The 12563-nt window shown below is 66.9% G+C and carries 11 protein-coding genes; 3 read left to right on the top strand and 8 right to left on the bottom strand.

The genetic code is table 11. The annotated features are described in order from the left end of the window. Nucleotides 1-2: 2 nt before the first annotated feature. The 5 genes from CFB47_RS20910 to CFB47_RS20890 all read right to left on the bottom strand — a co-directional run bounded on the left by CFB47_RS20910 (nt 3) and on the right by CFB47_RS20890 (nt 5390). Nucleotides 3-941, bottom strand: a complete 939-nt coding sequence (locus CFB47_RS20910) for a glycosyltransferase family 2 protein (RefSeq protein WP_089441758.1) — start codon at nt 939-941, stop codon at nt 3-5. 10 nt (nt 942-951) lie between these two features. Continuing rightward, a complete protein-coding gene (locus CFB47_RS20905) occupies nt 952-2553 on the bottom strand; it encodes a DHA2 family efflux MFS transporter permease subunit (protein WP_089462140.1) in 1602 nt (533 codons plus the stop codon). Continuing rightward, a complete protein-coding gene (locus CFB47_RS20900; protein ID WP_089462139.1) occupies nt 2550-3833 on the bottom strand; it encodes a glycosyltransferase in 1284 nt (427 codons plus the stop codon). Before CFB47_RS20900 ends, CFB47_RS20905 begins: the two co-directional genes overlap by 4 nt. A 17-nt stretch (nt 3834-3850) precedes the next feature. Next, the gene (locus CFB47_RS20895) at nt 3851-4420 is read right to left on the bottom strand and encodes an isoprenylcysteine carboxylmethyltransferase family protein (protein WP_046549619.1); all 570 of its coding nucleotides are present in this window, start codon (nt 4418-4420) and stop codon (nt 3851-3853) included. Nucleotides 4421-4487: 67 nt separating this feature from the next. Then, nucleotides 4488-5390, bottom strand: coding sequence for an alpha/beta fold hydrolase (locus CFB47_RS20890; protein ID WP_089441755.1), 903 nt, complete (start codon nt 5388-5390; stop codon nt 4488-4490). A gap of 732 nt (nt 5391-6122) precedes the next feature. Here CFB47_RS20890 and betI point away from each other — a divergent pair. From betI to betA, 3 genes are read left to right on the top strand one after another with little or no spacing between them, the layout of a single operon-like run. Beyond that, complete coding sequence (betI, locus tag CFB47_RS20880; RefSeq protein ID WP_089462138.1) at nt 6123-6707, top strand: transcriptional regulator BetI; 585 nt, start codon at nt 6123-6125, stop codon at nt 6705-6707. Nucleotides 6708-6739: 32 nt separating this feature from the next. Further along, nucleotides 6740-8209, top strand: a complete 1470-nt coding sequence (betB, locus tag CFB47_RS20875) for a betaine-aldehyde dehydrogenase (RefSeq protein ID WP_089458771.1) — start codon at nt 6740-6742, stop codon at nt 8207-8209. A 25-nt stretch (nt 8210-8234) separates the two neighbouring features. Then, nucleotides 8235-9935 carry a choline dehydrogenase gene (gene betA / locus CFB47_RS20870; RefSeq protein WP_089458772.1) on the top strand — a complete coding sequence of 567 codons (1701 nt, stop codon included), beginning with the start codon at nt 8235-8237 and terminating at the stop codon, nt 9933-9935. 84 nt (nt 9936-10019) lie between these two features. Here betA and CFB47_RS20865 read toward each other — a convergent pair whose 3' ends face one another. Genes CFB47_RS20865 through CFB47_RS20855 form a run of 3 tightly spaced genes read right to left on the bottom strand, consistent with a single transcriptional unit; the run spans nt 10020 to nt 12251 of the window. Further along, entirely contained in the window at nt 10020-10604 is a 585-nt protein-coding gene (locus CFB47_RS20865) for a dual specificity protein phosphatase family protein (protein ID WP_089458773.1), read from the bottom strand. A gap of 13 nt (nt 10605-10617) precedes the next feature. Next, nucleotides 10618-11112 (bottom strand): hypothetical protein, encoded by a 495-nt coding sequence (locus tag CFB47_RS20860; RefSeq protein WP_089462137.1) that lies wholly within the window; start codon nt 11110-11112, stop codon nt 10618-10620. After that, nucleotides 11109-12251, bottom strand: coding sequence for a glycosyltransferase (locus CFB47_RS20855; RefSeq protein WP_089441801.1), 1143 nt, complete (start codon nt 12249-12251; stop codon nt 11109-11111). The genes CFB47_RS20860 and CFB47_RS20855 overlap by 4 nt, the downstream gene beginning before the upstream one ends. Nucleotides 12252-12563: the final 312 nt, after the last annotated feature.

Here is a 12563-nt window from a genome sequence, read left to right as displayed (position 1 = left end):
CCTCATCCCTGCTGCACACGTTGCGCACGCGCGGCCAGACGCGGCCGCGTGCGTTCGAGCGGGCCGAGCCGGCCGAACAGGCCGTCCGCGACGCCGAACAGGATGCCGGCGAGCTTCGCGCGCTTGTCGCGTTCGACGAGCGCGATCTGCACGACCTGCCATAGCGTCAACAGGTTCGGCACGATCGCTACCGGAAAGCGCAACCCATACTGCATCCCGAGCTGCACCGCATTGCGCGCGCTGTAGTAGCGCCGTTGCCACGAGTGATTCATCGACGTCATTTCAAAAGGGCCAAGCGCATGACGCTGCTTTGCGCCGATCCGGTGCGGCAGCACCAGCGACGGCACGACATAGAGCGGCACGTTGCGCGACAACGCGCGGAAACTGTATTCGGTATCGACGTGGTCGATGAACAGCGTCTCGTCGAAGCGGCCGAGCACGTCGAACGCGTCGCGCGACACGACGCAGCCCGACGAAATCAGGAACGCGCAGCGCTGCAACGGCGCGCCCGGCTCGATGCGCAGGCGGCGCAGCCCGATCCCGTTGGTCGACAGTTCAGGCAGGAAGCTGCGCGCGTTTTCGTCGAAGATGCGCGGGCCGGCCAGGAACGCGCGCCCGCCAAGCCCCGCGCAGACTTCGCGCATCGCGGGGAAATACGCGGCCGGCACCGACGAATCCTGGTCGAACAGCGCGACGGCATCGACGCGATCGCGAAACAGCGCCGCGAGCCCCGCGTTGTACGCGCCCGCGATCCCGCCGCGATTGCCGTGATGCAGCAGCGCGATGCCTTCGCGCGCGCACAGCTCGCGGGCCCGCGTATCGGGCTGCGGCGTGTTGTCGACGACGAGCAGCGCGTCGCACGCGTGCCGCCATGCGCGGAGCGCGTCGAGCTGGGCATCGCTCGGGTGATACAGGATCACGAGTGCGCCGAGTGTCGTCATGTTCCTCTCCTCAATGCCCGAACGACGCCGCCGCGCCGCGCTTCGGCCGCGTCAGCCACATCATGGCCGCGAGGGCGAGACACGTCATGCTCGCCATCCAGAACATGTCGTTGGTCGCCATCATGTACGCCTGCTGCATCACGACCTGGTGCAGCGTGGACAGCTCGCGCACGCCGTCCACGCCCATCGCGTTCAACGTGTGCACGAAGCGCTGCGTGTTCGCCGACGCGTGCGTGACGGATTGCGACACGACGTCGTAGTGATAGGTCGCGCGGTTGTCCCACAGCGTCACGCTCATTGCGGTGCCGAACGCGGCGGACAGCGTACGCAGGAAGTTCGACAGGCTCGACGCGGCCGCGAGCCGGTCGTCCGGGATGCGCGACAGCGTCGCGGCGGTCAGCGGAATGAAGAAGCACGGCAGCCCGATCCCCTGGATCAGCCCCGGCGCGGCGATCTGCGCGAACGTCATCTTCAGCGTGAAATGCGCGTCCCACGCGAGCACGGCCGCGAACACGAGGAAGCCGAAGGTCGCGAGCACGCGCGCGTCGAAGCGATGCGCATGCAGCCCGACGAGGATCGAGAACACCAGCGCGAGCACGCCGAGCGACGCCGTGGCGAGCCCCGCGTGAAACGCGTTGTAGCCCATCACGGCCTGCATCCACAGCGGAAACACGACGCCGACCACCGAGAAGCTCATCATCCCGAGCGAGATGATCAGCACACAGAACGAGAACGTGCGATCGCGGAACAGGCTGAGATCGACGACGGGATGCGCTTCGCCTGCCTCCCAGATCAGCAGCGACACGATCGAGAGCGCCGCGACCACCGCGAGCGTGACGATCAGCGGCGAGCCGAACCAGCCGCGATCGTGGCCGAGATCGAGCATCGCCTGCAGCGAGCCGACGCCGATCACGAGCAGCACGATGCCCGGCACGTCGATCGGGCCGGCCTCGCCGCGTTGCGCGTCAGGGCGCAGCATCGCGGTGCAGACCGCGAACGAGAACAACCCGATCGGCAAATTGATCAGGAAGATCCACGGCCACGAGAAGTTGTCGACGATCCAGCCGCCGACCACCGGCCCGAAGATCGGCGCGAGCAGCACCGTCATCGCCCACAGCGCGAGCGCGATCGTGCGCTTGTCCGGCGGGAACGTGCGCAGCAGGATCGTCTGCGACAGCGGCACCATCGGCCCGGAAAACAGCCCCTGCAGCGCGCGGCAGATCACCAGCACGTGCAGGTCGCGCGCGAGCCCGCACAGCAGCGACGTCAGCGTGAACAGCAGGATCGCGCCGACAAACAGCCGCAACTCGCCGACGCGGCGCGCGAGCCAGCCCGTCAGCGGCACCGCGATCGCGGCCGCGACCGAATACGAGCTGATCACCCACGTGCCCTGGCTGTTCGATACGCCGAGACTGCCGGAGATCGCCGGCACCGCGACGTTCGTCACGGTCGAGTCGAGCACCTCGATGAAGGTCGCGAGCGACAGCGCGAACGTCAGCAGCGCGAGCCGGATGCCGCGCACCGGCCGCGCGGCCGGCGCAGGCGCCGGCGCCGGCGCGTCGAACGCGGACGGCGCGACCGGCCCGTCGTGAAGCGGCGACGCGGTGCTCATGCGCCGGCCACCGCGACATCGGCCCGCGCGCGCGCCCGCCCGCGCTTCGGCACGAACCGTTCGATGAAATCGGCGGCCGCGTTGCAGCCGTCCGGCGCGGCCGCGAGCAGCGCACGCGTACGCGCCGCATGCACCGCGAACGCGGGTTCGTCGAGCACGCGCGCGAGCGCCGCGCCGAGCCGCGCGCCGTCGATCGGGCCGTCGACGCGCACGCCGCAGCCGTTCGCGACGACGCGTTGCGCGTTGTCGAACTGATCGTGCGCGAACGGCGTGACGACTTGCACGATGCCGGCTTCGCACGCGAGCGCCGCCGTGCCGATCCCGCCGTGATGCACGAGCGCGCGGCAGCGCGGCAGCAGCGTGCGCATCGGCACGAAGCGGCGCACGAGCAAGCGGTCACTGTCCGGCGCCGCATCGTGCGGCGTCAGCAGGATCCCGCGCGCGCCGGTCGTGCGCAGCGCGTCCGCCACCGCGCGCGCGTATGCCGCGTGATCGACGCGTGTCGAACCGGCCGTGAACACGACCGGGGGTTCACCGGCCGCGAGATACGCATCGAGTGCCACATCGTCTTCGGAGGTCGCAATATCGTTGAACAACGGGAAACCGCTTTGCAAATGATTCGACGGCCAGTCAGGCTGCGACGGCGCGAACCAGCCGGGAAACAGGCACAGCACGCCGTCGGTCGAATGCAGCCAGCGGCCCAGCACGCGCTGCGCGGGCGCGAGCCCGAGCGCGCGGCGCACCGCGTTGAGCGCGGGGCCGCACGTGCGATCGAGCACCTGCCGCTCGATCAGCGTCATCAGCGCCGTCTTCACGGGCAGCGGCCAGCGCGCGGGAATCGTCAGGCGCGGGTGCGTCGGCGGCGCATGCGCGGACAGCAGCGTCGACGGCGACACCTGCACCGACACGTAGGGCGTGCCGTGCAGCTCCTGCATGAAGCGCGCGGAGAACGCCCACAGCGTGCCGACGAGCACCGTATCGTCGTCGGTGAGCGCACGCAGCGCGTCGTAATGCGGGCGCAGCGTCGGCGCGATCACCGCCCACAGCGTGCGAAACGACGTGCGCGAATCCCACAGCGCGGGGTTCGCCATCGCGGCCTCGTAGTCGGCCGCGGTGCCGATCGGCACGAAGGCGAACCCGCAACGGCGCACGACCGCCTCGAACGGCGCATGCGTGCAGAACACGACGTCGTGACCGCGCGCCGCGAGCGTGCGTGCGACGCCGAGCAGCGGATGCACGTCGCCCGCCGAGCCGATCGCGGTCACGATCATCTTCGCCATCGCGTGCCTCGCGGGGTTCAGTAGAAGCCGGGAATCAGCGCCGCGACTTCGCGACGGTACTGCGTGTACGCCGGCCCGAAATACCCGGTCAGCCAGCTTTCCTCGACGCGCACTTTGTACGCGAGCGACGCGAACACGAGCAGCACGCCGATCGCACCGCGCCATTCGCCGCCGATCAGCGCCGCGCCGACGAGCGCGATCAGGCAGCCCGTATAGATCGGGTGACGCACGAGCCCATACGGCCCCGTGCGGACGAGCTCATGGTCTTCCTTCAGCGTGACCGACACGCTCCAGTTCGTGCCGAGGTGCAGCCGCGCCCACACCGAGAACAGCAGGCCGGCCACCAGCACCGCGAGCCCGCACTGCGCCTGCAGGCCGAAGCGCTGCCAGTCCGGCACGAGCGCCTGCCACGACGGATCGGGCAGGATGATCAGCGCGCCGCCGACGATCAGCGGAATCGACTGCAACGTGCGCGAGCGCGACGCTTCCTTGCGCACGGTCGTCTTCACGCCTTGCGAAGTGGCGATCCAGTAGGCGAGCCACACGGCCCACGGAACGACGATGGCGATGGTCTGAACGATATTCACGGCGGGCCTGCCTCGTTGGGATGGGAATTCGGGAGCGCCGCGCGTATCGGACGCACGGCGTGCGGCGTCACGACGACAACGCGTGCATCGGTGCGGGCACGCACGACTGCGCGGCGGCGAGCGCCATGCCGGCGGCGAGCGACGCCCCGCCGCAGAAAAAGTCGAGCAACGCCGAACGCGTGTATTCGCGCTGCGCGCGGCCTTCGATGTCGAGGAAGTGGCCGGCGTCCGGCACCGTCGCGAACCGGGCGCGCGGCACGTGCGCGCCGAGCTGGCGCACGTCGGCGGGCGTCGTGTATTCGTCGCGCTCGCCGTTCAGAAACAGCAGCTCGCAGCCGATGTTCGAGAACTCGCTGAGGTAGCGCTCCGGCTGCAGCGACAGGATCTGGTCGACGTGGAACGCGACCTGGTCCTGCTCGTCGCGCGGCAGGCGCGTGAGATACCGGTAGTTGTACAGCTTCATGATGCGCGGGAGGTAGCGGCCGACGGTGTCGTTCAGCAGCTGCGCGGCCTTCAGGTTCTCGCCGGCCGCGATGTGGTCGCGGGCACGCGTCACGTAGTCGACCATCGCGTCGTTCAGGAACGGCGAGAACGAGCAGATCGCCGCGCGCCGCACGCTCGGGCAGCCGCGTGCGAGCGCGAACAGCGACGCGACGCCGCCCCACGACACCGACACGAGGTACGCCGGCGCGAAGCGCTCGACCAGGTGCTGCAGGATCGCGGCTTCGTCGTCCTTCGTCAGGATGAAGCAGCCCGGGTTGTGCTGGCGCGACTGCCCCGCATACGGCAGGTCGAAGCAGATCGTGTTCATCCGCTCGCCGAGATACTGGACGGTCTGCCCGAACGACGCGGTCGTCGCGAGCGCGCCGTTGACGAGCATCGCCGTGTCGAACGCCGGGTCGAACACGTTCCGTTCGACATAGACCTTCAGACCATTCGGCAATGGGACCACGTGTTTTTCGGTCAGCATCGTCGTTCTCCGGTGGATGCGGCGTCTCGACGTCGCGGCATGCTGCAGGTGCGCAATGACTGCGCCGGTGTGTCACGCGCGATCCGAATCGCGCGATTGGCCAATGCACCGCGGCAATACCGGCGGCATCGATTCATTCCTCGTAGTGCGGCGCCATACTAATACGGACAATATTACTGACTCAAGTCATTCCAACGATAACCTCTACTCCGTTAGGAAATGCGGCAGATTCAAATTATTCCCACATTTTTTATGGTAAGCGGAATTCGGTCGAGGGCGGTCGCAATCGTTTGCGGAGCGGCAGTCGATCCCCGTTTATTTGACGAATTTTCATTTATAATCAATACGTTATTTCGTTTCATTCGCCCATTTGAAACGGACTTTCATGAATGAATCGTGACGCCGTTTCGCGCATCGACTTCCGCGCTTAAACAAATATCACACAGCTCATTACTCTTTCATTCCGTAATCGATTCGACACCTGCAACGATTAACCGGATTGAGTGCTCGCTTCAGGAAGCGTTTTAAACAAACTCCACCTTTTTTAAACATCTTTCAATTATTTTTCCGCACCTGCACAACGCGCGATCGGAGGTCCCATTCACCTGCCGCTCACCTGCCCGGTACCCGCCGTCGCCGTCAGACCCCGATTTTTTGTTGATTGAACGATCAATAAAAAACCGCTAAGCTCTCGACTTCCATGGACGGCCCGTCCGGGCGAAAGGAGTCGCGATGCCGAAAGTCGGAATGCGGGAGATTCGCCGCGCACAGTTGATCGACGCCACGCTGCGCTCGATCGACGAGGCGGGCCTGCCCGGCACGACGCTCGCATCGGTCGCGCAACGCGCGAACATCTCGACGGGCATCGTCAGCCACTACTTCGGCGACAAGGACGGCCTGCTCGAAGCGACGATGCGGCACGTGCTGCGCGACCTCTGGTCGGCCACCACGCGCCGCCGCGTGGCGGCACGCAAGGATCCGCGCGCCCGGCTGCGCGCGATCGTCGCCGCGAACTTCGACGACACGCAGGTCAGCGCGCCCGTGATGAAGACCTGGCTCGCGTTCTGGTCGCAGAGCATGCACGACCCAATGCTCAAGCGCCTGCAGCACGTCAACACGCGGCGCCTCCACTCGAACCTGTGCGCCGAATTCGCGAAGGCGTTGCCGCGCACGCAAGCGCGCGAAGCCGCCAGCGGCCTCGCCGCGCTGATCGACGGCCTGTGGCTGCGCGGTGCACTCGCCGGCGGCCCGATCGACACCCGGGCTGCATTGAAGCTCGCCCACGATTACATCGACCTGCTGCTCGCGTCCAACTGACGCGTCACGCAGTCGCCCTCAAGGAGATCCTCATGTCCGTATTCGGTTTGCAGCGCCTCTACATCGGCGGCGGTTACGTCGACGCCACGAGCGGCAAGACTTTCGACACCTTCGATCCCGCCACCGGCGAACTGCTCGCGCAGGTCCAGCAGGCCAGCGCGGCCGACGTCGACCGCGCGGTGGCGTCCGCGCAGGAAGGCCAGCGTGAATGGGCCGCGCTGACCGCGATGCAGCGCTCGCGCATCCTGCGCCGCGCGGTCGACCTGCTGCGCGAGCGCAACGACGAACTCGCGGCGCTGGAAACGCGCGACACGGGCAAGCCGATCGGCGAGACGCTCGCGGTCGACATCGTCACCGGCGCGGACGTGATCGAGTACTACGCGGGCCTCGCGACCGCGATCGAAGGGCTGCAGGTGCCGCTGCGCGCCGAGTCGTTCGTCTACACGCGCCGCGAGCCGCTCGGCGTGTGCGCCGGCATCGGCGCGTGGAACTACCCGATCCAGATCGCATGCTGGAAGACGGCTCCCGCGCTCGCGGCCGGCAACGCGATGGTGTTCAAGCCGAGCGAAGTCACGCCGCTCACCGCGCTGAAGCTCGCGGAAATCTATACGGAAGCCGGCGTGCCGGCCGGCGTGTTCAACGTCGTGCAGGGCGACGGCTCGGTCGGCGCGCTGCTGACGGGCCACCCGGACATCGCGAAGGTGTCGTTCACCGGCGGCGTCGAAACCGGCAAGAAGGTGATGTCGCTGGCCGGTGCATCGTCGCTGAAGGAAGTGACGATGGAGCTCGGCGGCAAGTCGCCGCTGATCGTGTTCGACGATGCGGATCTCGACCGAGCCGCCGACATCGCGGTGACCGCCAACTTCTTCAGCTCGGGCCAGGTCTGCACGAACGGCACGCGCGTGTTCGTGCACCGTTCGGTCAAGGACGCGTTCACGCAAAAGGTGCTCGAACGCGTGAAGCGCATCCGTGTCGGCAAGCCGACCGATGCCGAGACCAACTTCGGCCCGCTCGTGTCGGCCGCGCAGCTCGACAAGGTGCTCGGCTTCATCGAAAGCGGCAAGGCCGAAGGCGCGAAGCTGCTCGCGGGCGGCACGCGCCTGACCGACGGCCACTTCGGCAGCGGCCAGTACGTCGCGCCGACCGTGTTCGGCGATTGCCGCGACGACATGAAGATCGTCCGCGAGGAAATCTTCGGGCCGGTGATGAGCATCCTCGATTTCGAATCGGAGGACGAAGTGATCGCCCGCGCGAACGACACGCACTACGGGCTCGCGGCCGGCGTCGTGACCGAGAACCTGTCGCGCGCGCACCGCACGATCCATCGCCTCGAAGCCGGCATCTGCTGGATCAACACGTGGGGCGAATCGCCGGCGGAGATGCCGGTTGGCGGATACAAGCAATCCGGTGTCGGACGCGAGAACGGCATCACGACGCTCGAGCACTACACTCGAATCAAGTCGGTGCAGGTCGAGCTCGGCCGCTACAACCCGGTGTTTTAAGGATCACGAAAGGAGACTGACCGTCATGACGACACGCGAATACGACTACATCATCTGCGGCGCGGGTTCCGCGGGCAACGTGCTCGCAACGCGCCTGACGGAAGATCCGGACGTGACGGTGCTGCTGCTCGAAGCGGGTGGCCCCGACTACCGCTTCGACTTCCGCACGCAGATGCCGGCCGCCCTCGCCTATCCGCTGCAGGGCCGCCGCTACAACTGGGCCTACGAAACCGACCCCGAGCCGCACATGGACAACCGCCGGATGGAATGCGGCCGCGGCAAGGGGCTCGGCGGCTCGTCGCTGATCAACGGCATGTGCTACATCCGCGGCAACGCGCTCGACTACGACAACTGGTCGACGCACAAGGGCCTCGAGAACTGGACGTATCTCGACTGCCTGCCGTACTTCAAGAAAGCCGAAACGCGCGACGTCGGCCCGAACGACTATCACGGCGGCAGCGGCCCCGTGTCGGTCACGACCAGCAAGCCGGGCGTGAACCCGCTGTTCGAGGCAATGGTCGATGCAGGCGTGCAGGCCGGCTATCCGCGCACCGACGACCTGAACGGCTATCAGCAGGAAGGCTTCGGCCCGATGGACCGCACCGTCACGCCGAAGGGCCGCCGCGCCAGCACCGCGCGCGGCTACCTCGACCAGGCGAAGGTGCGCTCGAACCTCGAGATCGTCACGCACGCGCTCGCCGATCGCATCCTGTTCGACGGCAAGCGCGCGTCGGGCGTCACGTACCTGCGCGGCAGCGAACGCGCGACCGCGCATGCGCGCCGCGAAGTGCTCGTGTGCAGCGGCGCGATCGCGTCGCCGCAACTGCTGCAGCGCTCCGGCGTCGGCCCCGGTGCATGGCTGAAGGAACTCGACATTCCCGTCGTGCTCGACCTGCCCGGCGTCGGCCAGAACCTGCAGGATCACCTGGAGATGTACATCCAGTACGAGTGCAAGGAGCCGGTCTCGCTGTACCCGGCGCTCAAGTGGTGGAACCAGCCGAAGATCGGCCTCGAATGGATGCTGAACGGCACCGGCCTCGGCGCGAGCAACCACTTCGAGGCGGGCGGTTTCATCCGCACGCGCGACGACGATCTGTGGCCGAACATCCAGTATCACTTCCTGCCTGTTGCGATCAACTACAACGGCTCGAACGCGATCGAGATGCACGGCTTCCAGGCGCACGTCGGCTCGATGCGCTCGCCGAGCCGCGGCCGCGTGAAGCTGCGCTCGCGCGATCCGAACGACCATCCGAGCATCCTGTTCAACTACATGGCCGAAGCGCTCGACTGGCGCGAGTTCCGCGACGCGATCCGTGCGACACGCGAGATCATGCGGCAGCCGGCACTTGATCGATATCGCGGCCGCGAACTGAATCCGGGTGCGGACTGCAAGTCCGACAAGGAACTCGACGCGTTCGTGCGCGCCCGCGCGGAGACCGCGTTCCATCCGTCGTGCTCGTGCAAGATGGGTTACGACGACATGGCCGTGGTCGATGAAGAAGGCCGCGTGCACGGGTTGGAGGGGCTGCGTGTCGTCGATGCGTCGATCATGCCGATCATCACGACCGGCAACCTCAATGCGCCGACGATCATGATCGCCGAGAAAATCGCGGACAAGATTCGCGGGCGCAAGCCGCTTGCGCGCGTGGACGTGCCTTACTTCGTCGCGAATGGAGCAATGGCCCGCAATATCGCGAAGGCGGTGCGGCAGCCGGAGACGGTCTGACGGCGGCGGGCGTGGTGCCCGCATATCGACGTACTGACGAAACGCCGCCGACAGCCATTGTCGGCGGCGTTTTGCATGGGATCGTCAGCCGCTGTTCACTTCCCGCTTCAAGCGCTCGACGTCGACGTTTTTCAGGTAGTTCGTAATGTTCTGCCAGATCGGATGGAACCCGTAGCCGCCGTGCTGCAGTTCATCGAGCGCCTGCTCGCGCGTCCAGCCCTGGTACACCATCCGGTACAGCGCCGACACGAGGCCGGTACGATCGGCGCCGTGCTGGCAGTGGATCAGCACCGGGCCGTCCTGGTCGGCCGTGCGCAGCGCCTTCAGCGCGGTCACCATGTCCTCGTCGCGGATGTCCCACGTGTTGATCCGGATGCGCTGCATCCTGATCTGCGTGCCGGCCAGGATGGCGTCGTCCGCGTGAAACGAACGGAAGCTGATGACCTTGCGGATGCCGAGCTTCTGCAGTTCCGGCACGTCCGAGCGCGACAGCTGGGCGCTGCGATACAGCGTCGGCGTGATGCGGTGCAGGTTGTTCACATGCGCATCGGTCACGCTCTGTGCCCATTTGATCGGCCGGGCGGACACCTCGGAGGCCGGGTCCGCGTGGGCCGGCTGTACGCGCCCGGCAAACGCGACGGCGATCGCGGCAATGATGGCGATTTTCATGTCGGGTCGGAGATCAATAGAAGGCGCGCTTGCGCTCGCGGGAAACGACGAACAGCACGATCGCGGCGGCGCTCATCGTCCAGTAGTCGGTCGGGGCCACGCCCAGCCAGTGGATATGCCACGGCACGTTCGCCGGATTGAAGCGGGCCAGGCCATACGCCGGATTCAGCACGAACCACAGGAAATCCTCGGTCAGCCAGAACACCATGATGCACGCGATGATCCGCGCTTCGATGCGCCACGACCACCGTCCGTTGAACACGGCCGGCAGGTGAAAGAACAGCGCGACGAACGGGAACACCCATGCGTGGTAGCCGGTCATCGGCCGCCCGCCCCAGAAGAGGTCGAGCAGCCAGTGATGCTCGATGCGCCACGTCGGCAGGTTGGCGGCCCAGCCCGCGCTGCCTTCGATCTGGATCTCGACGTTCGCGAAGAAGTACGCGAGCAGCACGACCCATGCAACGACGAACACCATATGACGCGTCGGCACAAAGCGTGCGCCGCTCATGCGGCCGGCTCCAGGCCCAGCACGCGATCGAGCACGAAGCGGCCGGCGAGCGGCCGCCCGAGCGGCGCGAGACGGCGGCGCATGTCGGCGAGACGCTCGGGCGTCTGCAGTAACGCGCGGATCCGGTAGACGAGCGCATCGTCGTCGATCGCCTTCAGCGCGACGCCCTGTTCGAGCAGGAAATCCGCATTGCGCTCTTCCTGGCCCGGAATCGGCGAGTTGACGATCATCGGTAGCTGCATCGCCAGACACTCGGACGTCGTCAGGCCGCCCGGCTTCGTGATCACGAGATCGGCGCAGGCCATCAGGCGCTCGACCTGCTGCGTGAAGCCCTGCGGAAACAGCCGGCCCGGGTGCTGCGCGGCGAGTTCCTGCAACGACGCCAGCATCGCCTTGTTCTTGCCGGCCAGCGCGATCAATTGAAAGTCGGCCTCCATCTCGAGCAGGCGCGCGGCCAGCACGTCGAGCCCGCCGAGGCCCGCGCCGCCGGACATCATCAGAAAAGTGCGGCGCGCGGGATCGAGGCCGAATTCGGCCGCGCAGGCCGCGCGATCGAGCGGCTGGCCGAACGCCGGCATGATCGGGATGCCGCTGACGTGTACCGTGTCGGGCGCCATGCCGCGCGCATGCATGCGCCACGCGATTTCGTCGTTGGCCGCGAAATAGCCGCGCATGTTCGGCACGACCCACATGCTGTGCAGGTCGAAATCGGTGACCTGCACCCACACCGGCGTGTCGACGCGCCCCTTGCGGATCTCGCGCGACAGCAGCTCGGCGGGCAGGAAATGCGTGCAGATGATCGCGTCCGGGCGCTGCCGCTCGATCTCCGCGAGCAGTGCCCGGCAATTGAGCCGCTCGATCGCGCGCCGGATCTTCTGCGACGGCGCGGCGGGATCGACTTCGTCGGTCTTCTGGTACAGGTAGCCCCACAGCGCGGGCTGGCTGCTGACGAGCTTGATGTAGAGATCGGTGTACAGCTTGCGGAAGCCGGTGGATACGAAATCCATCACGTCCAGGTGGGTGGCTTCGATGCCGGCGGGATGGTGGTCGGCGAACGCGCGGATCGCTTCGGCCGCCCGGGTATGGCCGGCGCCGGCGCTGACGCTCAGGAGGAGGATCTTCTTGTTTTGCTTTGACATCTGACTGACCGTTTCGATGAAGGTGGCCCGGCGGCGGGTTCGCGGCGGCGCTCTCACGCGGCGGCGGTGTTCGTCCGGCTTACAACAAGCTTGGCAGATCTTGGGCGGTGCGGGCGGGCAGTTACAGCGCAGCGATCGCCTGCATCGACTGCGGAATCATACTGCGTTCGGTTGATGGTGCCTGGATCGGGGGTGGCGCGAGACGGTCTGTCGGTCTGTCGGTCTGTCGGTCTGTCGGTCTGTCGGTCTGTCGGTCTGTCGGTCTGTCGGTCTGGAAGGATAGATGGCGTGGACGGCGTGGGCACCGACAGC

Source organism: Burkholderia sp. AU27893 (assembly GCF_002223205.1).
Lineage (GTDB): Bacteria > Pseudomonadota > Gammaproteobacteria > Burkholderiales > Burkholderiaceae > Burkholderia.
The sequence above is the reverse complement of the archived record's forward strand: the minus strand, read 5'-3'. Positions and strand labels throughout refer to the sequence as shown.